10 protein-coding genes (1 of these 10 running past the window's edge) are annotated in these 16,725 nt (G+C 64.3%); 4 read left to right on the top strand and 6 right to left on the bottom strand.

The genetic code is table 11. The features are described from left to right. Window positions 1–58: 58 nt before the first annotated feature. From ASD86_RS18985 to ASD86_RS18965, 5 genes are all read right to left on the bottom strand, one after another. Window positions 59–1,021 carry a cupin domain-containing protein gene (locus ASD86_RS18985; RefSeq protein WP_056114216.1) on the bottom strand — a complete coding sequence of 321 codons (963 nt, stop codon included), beginning with the start codon at window positions 1,019–1,021 and terminating at the stop codon, window positions 59–61. A 159-nt stretch (window positions 1,022–1,180) separates the two neighbouring features. Beyond that, window positions 1,181–3,880: a TonB-dependent receptor gene (locus ASD86_RS18980; protein WP_056114213.1), complete on the bottom strand. Its 2,700-nt coding sequence runs from the start codon at window positions 3,878–3,880 to the stop codon at window positions 1,181–1,183. Between the two features lie 67 nt (window positions 3,881–3,947). Continuing rightward, the gene (locus ASD86_RS18975; RefSeq protein ID WP_056114212.1) at window positions 3,948–5,195 is read right to left on the bottom strand and encodes an MFS transporter; all 1,248 of its coding nucleotides are present in this window, start codon (window positions 5,193–5,195) and stop codon (window positions 3,948–3,950) included. Window positions 5,196–5,210: 15 nt separating this feature from the next. Next, window positions 5,211–6,185 (bottom strand): carbohydrate kinase family protein, encoded by a 975-nt coding sequence (locus tag ASD86_RS18970; RefSeq protein WP_056114209.1) that lies wholly within the window; start codon window positions 6,183–6,185, stop codon window positions 5,211–5,213. Between the two features lie 62 nt (window positions 6,186–6,247). Beyond that, window positions 6,248–7,498, bottom strand: a complete 1,251-nt coding sequence (locus ASD86_RS18965) for an ROK family transcriptional regulator (protein WP_056114206.1) — start codon at window positions 7,496–7,498, stop codon at window positions 6,248–6,250. Window positions 7,499–7,628: 130 nt separating this feature from the next. Between ASD86_RS18965 and ASD86_RS18960 the strand changes: the two genes are divergently transcribed. Continuing rightward, window positions 7,629–9,512 carry a glycoside hydrolase family 9 protein gene (locus ASD86_RS18960; protein ID WP_056114202.1) on the top strand — a complete coding sequence of 628 codons (1,884 nt, stop codon included), beginning with the start codon at window positions 7,629–7,631 and terminating at the stop codon, window positions 9,510–9,512. A gap of 152 nt (window positions 9,513–9,664) precedes the next feature. Here the strand turns inward: ASD86_RS18960 and ASD86_RS18955 are convergent, their stop codons facing one another. After that, window positions 9,665–9,994, bottom strand: a complete 330-nt coding sequence (locus ASD86_RS18955) for a DUF3653 domain-containing protein (RefSeq protein ID WP_056114199.1) — start codon at window positions 9,992–9,994, stop codon at window positions 9,665–9,667. Between the two features lie 1,557 nt (window positions 9,995–11,551). On the opposite strand from ASD86_RS18955, the gene ASD86_RS18950 reads away from it, so the two are divergent. From ASD86_RS18950 to ASD86_RS18940, 3 genes are all read left to right on the top strand, one after another. Beyond that, complete coding sequence (locus ASD86_RS18950; RefSeq protein WP_056114196.1) at window positions 11,552–13,315, top strand: ABC transporter ATP-binding protein; 1,764 nt, start codon at window positions 11,552–11,554, stop codon at window positions 13,313–13,315. Between the two features lie 216 nt (window positions 13,316–13,531). Further along, window positions 13,532–14,470, top strand: a complete 939-nt coding sequence (locus ASD86_RS18945) for a TauD/TfdA family dioxygenase (RefSeq protein ID WP_200957268.1) — start codon at window positions 13,532–13,534, stop codon at window positions 14,468–14,470. 149 nt (window positions 14,471–14,619) lie between these two features. Continuing rightward, a protein-coding gene (locus ASD86_RS18940) for a non-ribosomal peptide synthetase (protein ID WP_056114189.1) crosses the window boundary here: on the top strand, window positions 14,620–16,725 show its 5' portion. It continues 25,749 nt past the right edge of the window; only the first 2,106 of its 27,855 coding nucleotides appear in the window; it begins with the start codon at window positions 14,620–14,622; the stop codon falls past the right edge of the window.

Genomic DNA, 16,725 nt, shown 5'->3' with positions numbered 1-16,725 from the left:
ACAGTAACGCGCCAGCACCCTGCCGACGGGCAGGACGCATCGATGCCTCAAGCCGCGATCAATACTTCATCTGCGGAGCGATGTCCTTATACAGGCCGCCACCGTCGATGATGCTCGAGAACTGCTGCGCCATCGCCATCAACGCGCCGCCCCCGGCCAGACGCTCCAGCGATTCCAGCCGCTCCTTGAATTCGCGCGGCGCCATCGTGGCCAGATTGTCCGGACTCAGCGCCGAGGTCGGCCGACGCCAGTCCAGGTCGTACAGTGGCGGCGCGTTGTCGAGCATGAAGCGGAACAGGTCGCGCCACGACGGCAGCCGCACCTGCAGGACCAGATGCAGGCTCTCCTCCAGGTTCTGCTCGACCTTGTGCCAGTAGCCGCGCGGCATGTACATCACCGAGCCGGGCAGCATCTCCACCGACCGCCACTGTTCGGGTTCGAGGATCGGCCGGGTGGGGTCCTTGAGCTGGAACGCCATTTCCCGCGACGGCGACTGTGTGGGCATGCCATTGATGGTGGGCCATTCGACGTAATCGTTGGGCGCCACATGCCACAGTTTGCGGCCACGCACCTGGACCACGAACACCTCCTGCGAATCCCAATGCCACGGGATGCCCTTGCCGCGCAGCGAGGTGAACGCATTGACCAGGGTGGTGCCGGGAATCAGGCCGAGCGCGACGTCCAGGGCGCGGTTCCAGCGGCGGATCTCGTCGGTCTTCAGATCGAGGATCTGGATGGTATTGCCGGCATGGAACTGCTCGATGGCGTGCGCCGGATCGGCATTGAGCTCGATCCTGAAACGCTCTTCGCGTGTGTAGTTGATATGGATGCCGCCGTCGTTGCCGATCGCGCAGAACGACTCGATATCGCACAGTTCCGGCTGCGCGAGCAGCGCGGCCAGTCCTGGCTTGGGTTCATGCGAAATATGCAGGCCCGCCGGCCATGCCGTGGCCTTGAATTCCTGTTCCGACAAAGGGGCGATGAGGCCCTCGAACAGGCGCGCGTATTCCGTTGTGCTCATGCTTGCCTCAAGCGGCATCGGGAAGCCTGGAGGATTGCACGGATGGCGCGCGATCGCCATTTGCGACTCGCGAAACTGGCGGCCGATGGCGCGAACGGGGCCAAGTCCCTCTCCCCAGGACAAGAAGGGGAGAGGGCCTTCTGGCTTTGACAACAACGATCAGTAGTCGAAGCGAACCCGCAGACCGACCGTGCGCGGGTCGTTCCAGTAGGCGCGGATGAAGCCGCCGGCGTCGTCGGCCCAGTTCTTGGTCATCTTGTCGGTGGCGTTGAGCACATACAGTTCGGTGCGCCAGAACGACGGCGACTTCAGGCTCAGGCTGGCATCGACCGTCGCATAGGCCTCCTGCGCGTCGGACACATGCGCGTTGTCGAGGTTGCGCAAGGTGAAGTACATCTTGTCCTGCCACTTCACGCTCAGCCACGGCACCAGTTCATAGCCGTTGCCGAACTTGAAGGTGTGCGACACGTTGACGCCGGCGGTGAATTTCGGCGTCATCGGCAGATGGTGGCCGGTAATGTCGTAGATCTGACGGCCGGCCAAGGTCGGGTCGGAGCCGCTGTACGGCGGCGGGCAGGGCGGGGCGCCGAACTCTTCGCGCACGCCGCAGTTCCATTCGTCGCTGAAGGTGGGGTAGTCCTTGATTTTGCTGTTGATGTACGAGAAGAAGCCGCCGATGCGGGTGTTGGGCGTGGCCAGATAATCGACTTCGACTTCGACGCCCGGGATGTTCACCGTGCCGACATTGACCGTCTGCCACTTCTTGATTACGTCGCAGGTCGGATCCCAGTCCGGGCAGGGTTCGTTGACGTGCACCTTGGCGGCGTAGAAGTCGCCGGTCACCTGCATGTCCTTGTAGCGGCTGTAGAAGGCGGTCACCGACAGGCTCAGGCGCTTGTCCAGCAGCAGGCCCTTGTAGCCGACTTCGAAGTTGGTGACGGTTTCCGGCGCGTACGGGAAGAAGGTGTATTGCGGGCCGGCCGGACCGTCGATGCAGACCTTGCCGCCGCATTTGTCGTCCTTGTCGCCGAAGCCGCCGGCCTTGTAACCGGTCGACAGCGAGGTGAACAGGATTTCGTCGTCGGACAGGTCCTTGGTCAGCCCCAGACGCCAGGTGACCTTGCGCCAGGATTCGGAGTGTTCGTTCTCGGCCGGCGGTCCCCACAGCTGGTAGGCGCCGATCCCGCCGAACGGCCCCATGCGTTCGCTCAGGTCGCGGCCGTTGTGCGGACGAAAGCCCGGCTCGCCCGGCGTGCCCGGGTCGTACAGCCCGTTGTAGTAGGCCGTCGATTCGGTATCCCAACCGCCGTACACCTGACCGCCGCGATCGGTCTTCTTGTCGCGGCTGTAGCGCGCGCCGATCGTCGCGGTCCAGGTCGGCGCGAAGCGCCAGTCCGCCTGCGAGAAGATCGCCTTGGCGTCGATCTGGCGGTTGGGCTGATGGTAGAACTGGCTGATCGGGTAGCCGAACGGCGCGTTCACCAGCAACTCTTGCGCGTAGTCGATCGAGTTCTTCTCGTGCATCCAGAACAGGCCCGACACCAGCTTCAGGCGTTCGCCCTGGTGCTTGAACTGCAGTTCGTGCACCACCGACTTGTACTTCGAGTCCAGAGTGATGGAGGTGTTGTCGCGCACCGGCCACACGCCCCAGTCGCCCTCGTGCGGTACCGGCAAGGTGGCGGTGACCTGCGACGGGATCTCGTGGTAGCCGCCGTCGTCGTCGGCGATCTGCGAGCGCTTCTGGGTGGCGAAGGCCACGCTGTATTCGAGGCTGTTGCTGTCGCTGAGAAACCAGTTGAGGTTGGAGCGCACCGTGTCGATCGACATGTCGGTCTTGCCGGGCACGTTGATCTTCACGTCCCACTTGCCACCCTGGCAGGCGAAGCGGGTACCGGCCGCCTGCTTGCAGTCCTTCAGCCCGACCTGGCCGGCGCCGGAGTTCTGGAATTTCTCGTAGGCCAGCAGCCACTCGACGTTGTCGGTGAAGGCAAAGCGCGCGGCGATGCGCGCCGCCCATTCGTCGCGGTTGTAGTAGTACTCGTCGCGGCCGACCTTGCGGTTACGGCGCTGGTCCACGTCCGGGATGCCGTCGGCGATGAAGCCGCGCTCGGGGATGTTGACGTCGGTGAAGTCCTGCTGCTGATCGATCCAGCCGTCGCGCTCGACCTTGGTCGCGGAAAAACGCAAAGCGAAGCGATCGTTGACCGCGATGTTCTGGATCAGGTTGAGCTGGCGCAGGTTGTAGCTGCCCACGTCCAGCTCGGCGCTGCCGAAGGTGGAATCGAAGCGCGGCTTGGCCGGAATGATGTTGATGCTGCCGCCAGTGGAATTGCGGCCGAACAATGTGCCCTGCGGGCCGCGCAACACTTCGACTTGGTCGACGTCGAACATCAGCGCCAGCGCGCCTTGCGGACGCGGCGAGTACAGGCCGGCCACGTGCAGGCCCACGGCCGGGTCGCCGATCTCGGTGAAGTTGTTGGCGCCGATGCCGCGGATGCTGACCTGCACGCCGGAATCCGGACCGGAGGCGATCTGCACATTGGGCATCGTGCCGGACAGGCCGCGCACGTCGCGGATGCCTTCGCGGGTCAATGCTTCCTGATTGACGGCGGTGACGGTGACCGGTGTCTTCAATAGGTCCGATTCGATGCGGGTGGCGGAAACGTGCACGGTTTCCAGGGTGGTTCTGGTTTCGCCAGCGTTGGCCTGCCCGGCAGTGACCTGCCCAGCCGCGACCGGTTGGTCCTGTTCGCTCGCACCGGACTGGGCCATGACCGGCGCGGTGGCGCAACCGATCAAGACCGCGGCCACCGCGACGGCGATACCGGTCGGTCGAACATCGCTGGGATGCTTCTTCATTGCTTGGCTCCTGGTTGTACGGCGACTCGGGCCGGCGGACCCGCGCGGTGGCTGATGCGTCGCCCGATCAGGGCGAGGCGGGAGTATTCGAAGCGGAGGTGTTTTTCGCGGAACGCTGTTTAGCGGAATACAGGGTCTGGTTGCGTACCAGTGGCCTGGCCCAGGCACTGACGCTGAGGATGTAGAGCAGGGGAATGAACACCAGCGACAGACCCAGGCGCAGGCCCCAGTAGTCGGCGACGACGCCGATCAGCAGCGGCACGACGGCGCCGCCGAGGATCCCGCTGCACAGGATTCCGGAGAACGCGCCGTGGTGCTGGCTTACCGAGTTCAATCCCAGCGAGAAGATCACCGAGAACATCACCGACAGGAAAAAGCCCGCGGCCGGAAAGGCCAACAGGGAAATATTCGCGGGGCCGAACAGCGCCAGACCGAGGCAGCCGATCGCCAGCGTCGAGAAAATCGCCAGCACCAACTTCGAATCCAGCAGTTTCAGCAGGCCCAGACCGACCAGGCAGCCCAGCGACATCAGGCCCCAGAAGCGGCTGACCGCGATGGCGCCTTGTTCGGTGGCCGACATGCCGTGGTAGCTGTGCAGGAACTGCGACATCCAGTTGGCGAGCGACTGCTCGGTGCCGACATAAGCGACGATGGCCAGGAAGTACAGGCGCACATCAGCGCGTCGCAACAGGCTGCGATAGGCCTCGCGGCTGCCCGCGCGCTCGTCGTCCTTCAATGCCACCGCCGGCAGCGGCAGCTTGTAGTTGAGCAGCGCCAGCAGCACGAACGCGGCGCTGAAGAACCAGTAGAACGTCAACCACGCCAGCGGCTGTCCTTCTACGCCAGGACGCTGCATGTAGAACCGGAACGCTAGCGGGCTGAGGAACGAGGCCAGTCCGAACACCAACTGCGCCATCACCGAGAAGAAGGCGAAGTGCTGCTCACCGGCGGCCACGCGCATCAGCGGGTTGATCACCACTTGCAGCAGCGCCATCCCCAGGCCGATGACGAACAAGCCGGCCACGACCGAGACGTAACCGGGCATCACCGCGATCGCGAGCGCGCCGATGAAATTCAGCGCGAACGCGGCAAACAAGGTGAAACGGGTGCCGCGCACTTCGATCAGGATGCCGCCCGGAATCGAAATCAAACCGTAAGCCAGGAAGAACGAGAACGGCATGAAGCCGGCCATGGTCAGGCTGAGCTTGAAATCCTGGATGGCGATGGGCATCAGCGGCCCGATCAGATTGGTGATGAAGGAGATCGCGAACCAGATCAGGAGGATGTAGCTGACGATCATCGGCCTGTGCTTCATGGTCGTGCCTCCGGGTCAGGATTGCGGCTGCAGGCAATGAGCGAGTTCGCCGGCGGCGATGCGCTTGCGCGGGAAGCGCGGCAGGATCGCGGTGGCGGTGCGGCAACCGGCGGCGAGCGCGTCGCGCAGGCTGGCCTGATTGAGACGCGCGGCGAGATAGCCGGTGTTGAAGCTGTCGCCCGCGCCTACGGTGTCGAAGATGTCCGCTACCGCCTGGGTGGCGTAGCGGATGCTGCGGCCGTCGACGTGACCGAGCGCGCCGGCCGCGCCGAGCTTGACGATCAAATGCGCGCCGGGCTTGAGCAGGCCGGCGACGCGCTGCACGGCAAGCTCCAGGTCCTCGCGCTCGTCGTGGCTGTTGGCGATGCTCTTCGCCTCCAACTCGTTAACCAGCAGATGGTCGCAATGGGCCAGCCAGCCTTCGACTTCCCGATGCACCTGCGGCGTCCAGCCTTCCGGCGGCCAGCCGGTATCCAGCGCGACCTGATAGCCCATGGATGAGGCCTGCGCCAGCAACTGGCTGAAGTGTTCGCGCAGACCCGGCAGCAGGAACGGCGCGGTGAACAGGGCGACGCTGCCGGGCGATGCCGGCGGCAGGTGCTGGAGCACGAACTCTCGTGTCAGATGCTGCAGATGCCCGTAACTGGTGAAGAAAGTGCGCTCGCCGTCGGCATGCAACAGCCCGACCGACATGGTGGTGTCGCTGGCGCAGGTCTGCAGTTCGACCCGGATGCCGGCCAGCTGCAGCAGCAACCACTGCGCCAGGTCGTCGTTACCGATCGCGCCGATCAGGTGCGGGCTGAGGCCGAGGTGGCGGGCGGCGAGGGCGGAGTTGGCCGCCGAACCGCCGGCACGCAACTCGCTGCGCGGCAGCAGTTGTTCGGTGCCGATCTTGGGCCAGCCGTCCAGCGTGCCCAGGACCAGGTCCACGCTGACGTCGCCGACGATGCTGAATTGGGGTGTGCCTAGTTGAGGCTGATCGAGCTTCATGGGGGCCGACTATAGTCACCCCGATTCGGCCACGTCAATAAAAATATCCAGTGGAAGTTTAATTAAATGCGACGCCCGCCGACGAACGGGCGGTGACCCAGCAGCTCCGCCGCCTGCAGTTCGGCGAGGTCGTCTTTCTGCACGCCTTCCAGGCGCGGCGACAGCAGTTCGTGAATCGGCAGCACCGCGGCGCCCAGCAGCAGACAGTCTTCCTCGCGCTCGGAAATCATCACCCGCGGCAATTCCGGGGCAGGGCGGCCCCGCACCGAGCGGTGCCACGGCTGGGCCAGATCGACCAGGCGCTGCACCAGCTTCTGCGGCGCCGAGCCGCCGATGACGACGGTCTGCGGGTCGAGCAGGTTCTCGATCATGCAGACGGCGTCGCGCAGGCGCTGGGACGCCTGCTGGCACCACTGCTGCAGGGCTTGATCGTCGGCGTCGTCGAGGCGGTCGAGCAGATCCGGGGTATGGATCTGCGCGTCGTCCAGTCCCAGCGCCTCGGCCAGCGAATGCAGCGACAGGTAACGCTCCAGGCAGCCCTGGTTGCCGCAATAACAGGCCGTGCCGCCCGGGACGACCGGCACGTGGCCGATCTCGGTGGCGTTGCCGTCGGCGCCGCGGTAGTTGTTGCGGCCGACGATCAACGAGCCGCCCAGGCCCATGCTCAGGTGCAGATAGAAGAAGGTGTCCAGATGCCGGGCGACCCCGTACAGGGTCTCGCCCAGCGCGCCGGCCACGCTGTCGACGCTGTGGAACAAGGGCAGGCCGGTGGCTTCCTGCAACTGGTCGAGGATGGACAGGTCCTTCCAGCCCTCCAGCGCGGTGGGGCCGACAAAGCTCAGTTCGGTGTCGCCGAGCGGGCCGGGCAGGGCCACGCCGATGCCCCACAGCCGGGCGTTGGCCTGCCGGCGCAGCTTGGCCACCAGCTCCAGCAGACCGGCCAGCAGTTGCGGGCGATCGCAGCCTTGCAACTGCACCTCGCAGCGGGCGTCGATCTGCCCGACCAGGTTAACCAGCGCGCCCGAGGCGCGGCCCGGTTCCAGGCTGATGCCGATCGACTGGCCGGCGTCGGGATTGATCTCGAAGGCGATCGGCGGCTGGCCGCGGGTTTTCAGATCCTTCTGCCGGCGCGAGACGATCAGGCCAATGGATTCGAGCTCATTGGTGATGTTGGCGACCGTCTGCGGGCTCAGCGAGACCTTTTCCTGGATGTCCTTGCGCGAGGCCGCGCCGTGCTGGCGGATGAAATCCAGCACGAGGCGGCGGTTGTAGGGGGCGCTGGATTGCTGGGTGGCGCCGCGGCCACTGTTCATAGGCGTTGAAACCGGTTGAGCGTAGGGGAGAGGTGTCGCCGCATTATTAATACATCCGTGTGAAGTATTTATTGACGACGGCCGGCTACATGGCTAAGTTTCGATGCCTAGTCTATCCGGAACCGTGCCGATGACCCCTTTGCCGTATTCGCGCAAGACTGGGCTCCAGCTGCTGGCCGCGCTGGCGATGGCCGTGTCCGGCCTGCCGCAACTCGCCGTCGCCGCATCAACCGACGAGTCGACGACGAAGCCGAAGACCACGGTGTCGGTGAGCCTGCCTAAACAGCCGTTGCTGGTGCAGATCAACCAGGTAGCGCTCGAGCGACACGGGCCAAAGCGCGCCGTCGTCGAATACGCAGGCGAGGGCGGGCAGGGCAGTTACACCGTGCTGCGCGACGGCAAGCCGATCAAGCGCGGCGATCTGCGGCCGCTGCAGCCGTTCGCCGAATGGGCCCCGGGTAAGCGCTATTTCAGCGTCGATTTTTCCGATGCCGAGCAAGTCGGCAAGTACGAAGTAGAAGTGCGCATCGGAAAGCAGCGTGCGGTATCGGCCGCAGTCGTGGTGCGCGACAACGCCGTCTTCGCCACCACCGGCGCGCAACTGCTGGGCTACTTCAAGCGCAGCCGCCATACCGACGCGGCCGATCGCGACGTGCCCATCTTCAAGACCTCGCGCAGGGCGAACGTCTGGGGAGGCTGGCAGGACGCTGGGGGCGACAAGGGCAAATACCTGTCGCACCTGGGCTACGCCAATTATTTCAATCCGCAGCAGGCCTCGATGGCGGCCTGGGTGCTGGCCTACGGCGCGCACACGCGCAAGGCCTTGTTCACCGCGCACGGCCTGCAGACGCAAGTCGAGGACGAAGCGTTCTGGGGCGCGGACTATCTGCATCGCACCCTCGATGCGGAGGGCTACTTCTACACCACGGTGTTCGATCAGTGGGGCACGCCGGGCGCCGAGCGCATGGTCACCGGCTACGAAGGCGCGGCCGGCACCTATACGACGCTGTACCGATCGGCTTTCCGCGCCGGCGGCGGCATGGCCATCGCGGCGCTTGCGCGCGCCTCGATGCTGGCCAGGCAAGCCGGCCGTCATGGCGAATTCGACGGCGCCCAGTATCTGGCCGATGCCGAGCGCGCCTATGCGCATCTGCGCAAGTTCAACGCGCAGTACGGCGCCGACGGCAAGGAAAACATCATCGACGACTACACCGCGTTGATGGCCCTGGTGGAACTGCACAACGCCACCGGCCAGTCGCGCTACCTCGACGATGCGCGCGAGCGCGCGGCCAGCTTGATCGCACGGCAGCAGGCCGACGGCGGTTTCATCAGCGACGGCGGCCGTCGCCCGTACTACCACGCAGCCGAAGCGGGCCTGCCGGTGATCAGCCTGTCCGCCTATGTCGATATCGAACCGGAGCAGGGGCCTCGTCAGCGAGCGCTGGCCGCGATCGGCTCGGCGTTGGCGCACGAGTTGAACATCACAAACGCGGTCGCGAACCCGTACGGCTACGCCCGCCAGCGCTTCCAACTCACGCAAGACGCCAAGGCTGCGGGCGAAGTACTGGAAGGCTTCTTCATTCCGCATCGCAACGAAACCGGCTACTGGTGGCAGGGCGAAAGCGCTCGCCTGGCCTCGCTCAGCGCGGCCATGGTCATCGGTGGCCGCAAGCTGGCGGACCATGGCGCGGCCGGTTACGGACTGTCCGCCGACCGCGCCGGTTACGCGCAAAGCCAGCTCGACTGGACCCTGGGCCGCAACCCGTACGGCATCTGCATGCTCTACGGTTTCGGCAAGAACAATCCGCCGACCGTGCTGGAAAGCGCCGGCGAAATGTTCACGGGCGGCATCTCCAACGGCATCACCGGCGCGGTGGGCAGCGACACCGGCGCCGGCATCAGCTTCGCGCCCGGCCCGGATTCCGAGCAATGGCGCTGGGTGGAGCAATGGATTCCTCACACCACCTGGATGCTGTTCGCGGTCATGGCGATGACGGATGACGAGACTCGGTGAGTGGTTTGCGGTGTTGAAGGCCGCACTGGCGTGGCGCGGTCCAAAGACGGCTCCAAGCAAGACGCGCGTGAACGATCGCCGCAATGCAAGGGTGCGCGTACGCGGCCAGAAAACTCGATTCGGGCATTGGAGGTCTGCGGCGGACACTTCGGTCAACCGGCAGCCCGGCCGTCGATCCTGAGCCCAGCCAGCTCGATCACGACCACCTTGATCGGTTGTCGATTCCTGGCGGCCTTCGCCGCCGCATTGCGCCGGAGAACTTGAGCCAAGCGCGCCTCGTTATATTCGCGCCAGGCCAGCCCCAGCAGGCGTTCGGGCGTCAGCCGCGAGCCGTCGGGCGATACCAGATAGCGGCCGCGAAAGCGCCAGCCTTGCCAGGGGCCTGTCAGGTCGAGGTGGTTGTAGACCTCGCGCTCGTGCAAAGCGGCGGCGCAGTTGTTCGGGCACGGCTCGGCGTCTGGCCAGCATGGCGGACGGGTCATTACGGAGTCTCCTTGGTTGAGGTAAGTCCAGGAAAACCTGCGGGAAACGCAGTGGGTGAGATGCACGGCATGATATCTATAACTTCGCATAATGTATATTATGTTATTGTCGGATGGTGGTTGCGAGGTTGTCCCACTGGGCTGTCCTGCCGGGTGCTCCCGTCGTTTCGATGCGCTGAGCAAATCCACCTGAGTCGGCTTTGAATCCAGGCGCAAGGTTCACGCGAAGCGGCCTGACATGGATTGATGCTGACCGGCACGCGTGCTCTGACTTGGCTTCGTCGTGCTTCCCGGCGTCGCACCGGCGCCATGACTCGAAATCTGGATTAGTCGTCAGTCCGGTGGCTGCGTGCTTTGCTTGCCGCCGCGTAGGCGCCCATGAGTTTTGATCGACTTCCCGTTGCTGCCGTTCTTGTTGGCGGTTTCAGTGCCGGCCGCCGTCGATGCGGACAAGCAAGGAAGTTGCGACTCATGCCTTCGCAGCCCCCTGCCCCGGCCCCATATTTGAAGAAGGGGCGAACGGTACGGCGGTAGTCCGTTTGTGATCTGTCTGCGGCGTTGCCTTGCTCTTCTATCTGATCCTGCGCATAGGCCAAATGTTTTCATCGACAGATTGCCAGCAGGCACGCGTTATCGGTCAGGTCGAAAAGACCGCCGATCGTGCGCCGCGGAAATGGTACTGGTTCGAACGGATATAAAGTTCGTTTAAATGCATTGCGACTTTCGAGTGAAGAAGTCGGTGGTGTGGTGGCGCTGATTAAAGCTCGACAAAATACTTCAGCGGGAATTGCGAGCAACGGCTGTCGTTGGATTCCGCATGTTCCTGAAATCGAAACTATTGAAAATCGCGCGCAGCATATCTCTGGATCTTTCTCGTCGTTTCATTACCGAATCAGCCCCGCAACCGTGACGCGTGGCCGCAACCTCGTGCGGGCACCGGCACGGATCGCATACGCACGACGCCTCAACTCGTAGAAGCGAACCAGCGCCACTTTTTCTGCGACTGGCGCTACAGCACGCAGATGCCGAAGGTCTTGCGATCGAAGCGCGCGGATCCGTACTTCAAGTCCGTCGCACTCGCTGCGACGCGATTCTAGGCTGTCGCCGCGAGTTCGATAGACGGCATCGAATCCACGATCCAGCCGTTCTCGTCGAGGCAGCGATGCATGCCGGACTGACGTCTCGCGACAGCCGAGGTCGCAACGACAGGCCGTCTGGACACTGAATGACGTCGATCGGCATTGACAGCGAGGAACTTTCCGGAATCGTCGTTGTCGCTGTCGCGATGTCTGTCACGACTGTGACGTGCGCGATGGTTGCGATGTTATGCGCTTCTCATCGGCATGCATCGCTGCGTGCGAAAACCGCGATTACCACGTTTCGATCGGCCTCATCATCGCGGCGTCGTGATTCTTGTCATGCATGTTACGCATCTATTTCACTCGTGCTTCCGGAAAATGATTAAGCACGGCATTTACCGCAATACGTGCATCGCAACACACTCGATACTGCGTGGCCTTGCTACCGTTCGCCCCGTTCCGCGACCAAGGGTAGCCAGTGAGCGAAGCGCAGAAAAATCGAAACTATTTATGGCAACTCATTCGTCGCGGCCGTCCGTCGATCGCGACGTTCTCGGTCGCCGTGCTCGCGGCGTTGGGTTCGGTCGCGGGCTCGCTGTGGTTTCCGATCCAGACCAAGCATCTGATCGATCAGTTCAACGGCGGCGGCATCGATCTGCGCCAAGTCGCGCTGGTGGCCGCGGTGCTGACGGGCGGCGCTGCCGCCGGCGCGCTGTCCGCGTACATGCTCGCGCGCGTCGGCTATCAAGTCGTGGCGGCGCTGCGCGTGGCGCTGGTCGAGAAGCTGTTGCGGCTGCCAGTGGCCTCGTTCGACAGCGAAAGCAGCGGCGAGCGCGTCAGTCGCGTGGTCCGCGACTGCGAAGCGATTTCCGAGTTGATCACCAAGCAGACCATCAATCTGGTCACCGGCGTGCTGCTGCTCGGCGGATCGGTCGTGGTTCTGCTGTTGCTGGACGTGCCGCTGACGCTCACCCTGCTCGGCTCGGTCGTCGCCGCGTTCGTGGTGATGATCCCGATCGCCTTCTTGCTCGACGGCTTGTCGCGCCGCACTCAGGACCGCGTCGCGCGGATGAGCGGCATCCTTACTCATATCTTCCAGGAGATCCGCCTGGTCAAGGCGTTCACCGCCGAGGCGCATGAGCGCCGCCGCAGCGTCGAGGAAATTGAAGACCTCAAACGCCTGGGCTTGAAGACGGCGCGCATCAGCGTGGTGCTGGAGCCGTTGATGGGACTGGCAATGACGCTGGCGATCATCATCATCCTGGTTTACGGCGCCGCCCGCGTGGCCGCCGGCGAGATCAGCATCGGCACGCTCACCGCCTTCATTCTCTATATCTTCAACGTCGTCAATCCGCTGGGGCAGCTGACCAACTTCACCGCCGAACTGCAGAAAGCCAAGGGCGCCTCGGTGCGCATCGCGGGAATCTTCGCAGAAGCCGAGGAAGCGTCCACGCCGCAACCCTCGACGCGTAAGCCCGGCGGCGTTCTCGAATTCCGCAACGTGTCCTTCGCTTACGGCGGCCGCGACCGGATCGTGCTCAACGGCATCGACCTGCGTTTCGAACCCGGCACGACCACGGCTCTCGTCGGCGCCAGCGGCAGTGGCAAGACCACGGTCTTGTCGTTGATCGAACGTTTTTATGAGCCCAGCGAAGGCGAGATTCTCTACCACGGCCGTCCTATCGGCGACTATCCGCTGCCCGAATGGCGAGGCGGCATCGGCTATGTCGCGCAGAGCGCGCCGGTCATGCCCGGCACCGTGCGCGAGAACATCGTCTACGGCCTGTCCGGCAGCTTCTCCGACGCCGACGTGCGTTCCGCGGCCGAGCGCGCCGGCGCGCTGGACTTCATCGATCACATGCCGCAAGGCCTGGACACCGTGCTGATCGAACAAGGCAACAACCTGTCCGGCGGCCAGCGCCAGCGCATCGCCATCGCACGCATGTTTCTGCGCGATCCGGACATCCTGATTCTCGACGAGGCGACCTCCAACCTCGACAGCGAGACCGAGCACCAGGTCAAGCTGGCGCTGGAAAAACTGATGCAGGATCGCACCAACATCATCGTCGCTCATCGCCTGTCCACGGTGATGCACGCCGATCGCATCTGTTTCCTCGACAACGGCCGGATCTCCGGCACGGGCAACCATGCCGAGTTGATCGCCAGCCATCCGTATTACGCGCGTCTGGTGCAGCGCCAGTTCCAGCAGCCCGTCGAGGTCGAATCGCTGGAAGCCGGTTGAGTTCCGCCCGCGCTTCCCTGTTCGCCATGTTCCACTTTTTCGCCGATCGCATGACGTATTCCGAATCCCGTTCGCTGTGCTCCCCGCGACTGGAGACGGGCGCCGCACAGCAATTCGAGCCGGGCGCCCGTTAACACGAGCGCAGTGTCCCAGCGTCCCTCTCACCCCATTCCCCGCAGGCATATGGAAATGAAGAAAAAGCGATTGGACAGCGACGTGCCCGCCCCGCTTCTGGTCGCGCCCGCTGACGCTAGTCCCGATCTGTCCGCGGTCCTGGCCGAGCATGCGGTCGAGATCAAGGACGAACTGCTCGAACACGGCGCGCTGCTGTTCCGCGGTTTCGCGGTCGACAGCGTGGAGAAGTTCAGCGCGGTGGCGGACCAGGTCGGCAACGCCAGACTCAATTACACCTATCGCTCGACACCGCGCACCTCATTGGGCGCCGGCGTGTTCACGGCGACGGAATTCCCGCAGACGCAGGAAATTCCCCTGCATTGCGAAAACGCCTATCAGCGGGACTGGCCGATGCTGGTGGCGTTCTGCTGCCTGCAGCCGGCGAGCGTCGGCGGCGCCACGCCGATCGCCTCGATGCGCAGCGCGACTCAGGCGATCGGCGGCGCGGTGATGGACGAGTTCGAACAGCGTCGGGTGAAGTATGTGCGCCACTACCGGCCGTACGTGGACCTGCCGTGGGAAACGGTGTTCCAGACCAGCGACAAGAATGAAGTGGCACGGTTTTGCGACAACGCCGGGATCGAGCATGAATGGCTCGACGAGGAAACCCTGCGCACCGGGCAGGTCTGCCAGGGCGTGGCCACGCATCCGGTCACCGGAGAAAAGCTGTTCTTCAATCAGGCGCATTTGTTTCATGTCTCGTCGTTGGGCGCGGACACCGCGCAATCGATGATCGACATGTTCGGAGCCGATCGCCTGCCGCGGCAGTCGTTCTTCGGCGACGGCGCCGAATTGGCTCCGGACGTATTGCAGGCCGTGCGCCAAGGCCTGAACCAGCAGGCCTATGACGTGGCTTGGGAACAAGGCGACGTGCTGCTGCTGGACAACATGCAGTTCGCGCATGGCCGACGCACGTTCAGCGGCCCACGAAAAATCGCCGTCACCCTGAGCAATCCCTATTCCAGCCATCTGCCTGGCTAGCCGCTAACCGCCAGTCAGGCAGTGCGGACGCTTACCGGCCCATGCGTGGGCCGAGCATGCGCCGTGCGGCGACCGCCCACGGCAGTTCGACGCTTGCCAGGCCTTGCCGGCGCAAACACAGCCGTGTCGCGCTTCAACCGGATGCAGTCATGAACAAAGAAACGAACCACATTTTCCGTCCGCTCTCGACGCCGCAGTTGGAAATGTGGTTCGGGCAGGAACTGGATCCGGGTAACTGGCTGTATCACAGCTGCGGCTATCTCGAAATCGGCGGCCGTGTGGACGTCGACAAGTTCGAACAGGCCTTGCGGCGCTTCGTCGCCGAAACCGACGCCTTGCGCCTGCGTTTCTGCGATGGTCCCGAAGGACCGTTGCAGTACTTCGCGCAAACGCCCGCCCTGCCCTTCGAATTCGTCGACGTTTCGTCGCGCGAGCAGCCGTTCGAGGCCGCGCTGTCGGCGATGCAGGCCGACATGCGGCAGGTATTTGATCTGCGCTCGGCGCGACTGTTCAACTATGCGCTGTACAAGCTCGGCGAAGACCATTACCTGTGGTACAAGCGCTACCACCATATCGTCCTGGATGGCGCGGGCTCGACGCTGGACGTGACCCGCGTCGCGCAGATCTACACCGCGCTGTGCGCGGACGAGGACATCCCGGCCAGCAAGCTCGGCGCGATCGCCGCGCTGCTCGACGACGATCGCGACTACCGCGAATCCATGCGCTACCAGCGAGACCTGGACTTCTGGCGCGACTATGCGCGAAACCTGCCCGAAACCACCGCGCTGAACGGCCGTCCGCTCAGCCGCGACGCGACGTTCCGCCGCCGTTCGGTGCCGATATCGCCGGCGCTGAGCGCCGCGCTGATGGCCGCGGAGACCGGCGAAAGCAAATGGCCGCAGTTGATGACCGCGGCGGTCGCGGCCTATCTGTACCGGATCAGCGGCGGCAAGGTCGACACCTTCGATTTTCCGGTAGCGGCGCGCGCCAAGGATCTGCGCCATGTGCCGGGCACGACCGCCAATGCCTTGCCGCTGCGCCTGGGAGTGCTCGCGGGCGAGTCGCTGAGCGGATTGGCCAGGCGCAGCGGTCGCGAAATTCTGCGCGTGCTCAAGCACCAGTACTTCCGCGGCAAGGACATTCAGCATATGCGCCCGGCCGCAGCGAGCGCGTTCGGCCCGCGCATCAACATCATGCCGTTCGATTTCGAATTCCTGCTCGACGGCCAGCCGGCGACCTTGTATTCGCTGTCCAACGGACTGGTCCACGATTTCTCGGTGACGCTGCAGGGTCACCCGGGTAAAGGCCGTTGCGCGCTGAACATCGACGCCAACTGCGAGCTGTACGACGACGAGGAACTAGCCCGGCACGCCAAGCGTCTGCTGCAGTTCGTCGAACGAGCGCTTGAGGAGCCGTCGCGGCCACTGGCGGAAATTGAACTGCTGGATGCCGAAGAACGCCAGCGACTGCTCGGCGAATGGAACGACACCGCGCATTCGGTTCCGGTCGCGAACGTAGCCGAGCTGTTCGAACAGCAGGCGGCCCGCACGCCTCAGGCGATCGCGGTGGTCTACGAGGACGAGCAGCTCAGCTACGCCGAGCTCAACACGCGCGCCAATCGTCTGGCCCGGCATCTGATCGCGCACGGCGCGGGACCCGAAAGCATCGTCGCCATCGCCTTGCCGCGCTCGGCGGAACTGGTTGTGGCCCTGCTCGCCGTGCTTAAGGCCGGCGCCGCGTACCTGCCGCTGGATACCGATTACCCGGCCGATCGACTGGCTTTCATGCTCGACGACGCCCGGCCGGTGCTGCTCATCACGCGCAGCGACATCGAGTTGCCGGCGACGGCGGTGCCGCGATGGGAACTCGACGATGCCGCGCTGCAGGCCTGCATCCTCACCGAGTCGGCAGATGAGCCCGGGGACGGGCAATGGCGCGGCAAGCTCGCGCCGCTGCATCCGGCCTATGTGATCTACACCTCCGGCTCCACCGGCAAACCCAAGGGCGCGCCGAACACGCACGAGGCCCTGGTCAATCGCTTGGCCTGGATGCAGCACGCCTACGCGCTGCAAGATGACGACGTCGTCCTGCAGAAGACGCCTTTCAGCTTCGACGTGTCGGTGTGGGAATTCTTCTGGCCGCTGCTGTACGGCGCGCGGTTGGTGATGGCGCGTCCCGGCGGCCATCGCGATCCGGCCTATCTCGCCGAGGTGATCCGCGAGCAAAGTGTCACCACCCTGCACTTCGTGCCGTCG

Origin of the sequence: Lysobacter sp. Root690 (assembly GCF_001427785.1) — a bacterium.
In the GTDB taxonomy this organism is placed as follows: domain Bacteria; phylum Pseudomonadota; class Gammaproteobacteria; order Xanthomonadales; family Xanthomonadaceae; genus Lysobacter.
The sequence above is the reverse complement of the archived record's forward strand: the minus strand, read 5'-3'. Positions and strand labels throughout refer to the sequence as shown.

Coding starts and splice junctions, on each gene's coding strand:
- ASD86_RS18985 (WP_056114216.1), bottom strand. CDS start 1,021: ATGAGCACAACGGAATACGCGCGCCTGTTCGAGGGCCTCATCGCCCCT.
- ASD86_RS18980 (WP_056114213.1), bottom strand. CDS start 3,880: ATGAAGAAGCATCCCAGCGATGTTCGACCGACCGGTATCGCCGTCGCG.
- ASD86_RS18975 (WP_056114212.1), bottom strand. CDS start 5,195: ATGAAGCACAGGCCGATGATCGTCAGCTACATCCTCCTGATCTGGTTC.
- ASD86_RS18970 (WP_056114209.1), bottom strand. CDS start 6,185: ATGAAGCTCGATCAGCCTCAACTAGGCACACCCCAATTCAGCATCGTC.
- ASD86_RS18965 (WP_056114206.1), bottom strand. CDS start 7,498: ATGAACAGTGGCCGCGGCGCCACCCAGCAATCCAGCGCCCCCTACAAC.
- ASD86_RS18960 (WP_056114202.1), top strand. CDS start 7,629: ATGACCCCTTTGCCGTATTCGCGCAAGACTGGGCTCCAGCTGCTGGCC.
- ASD86_RS18955 (WP_056114199.1), bottom strand. CDS start 9,994: ATGACCCGTCCGCCATGCTGGCCAGACGCCGAGCCGTGCCCGAACAAC.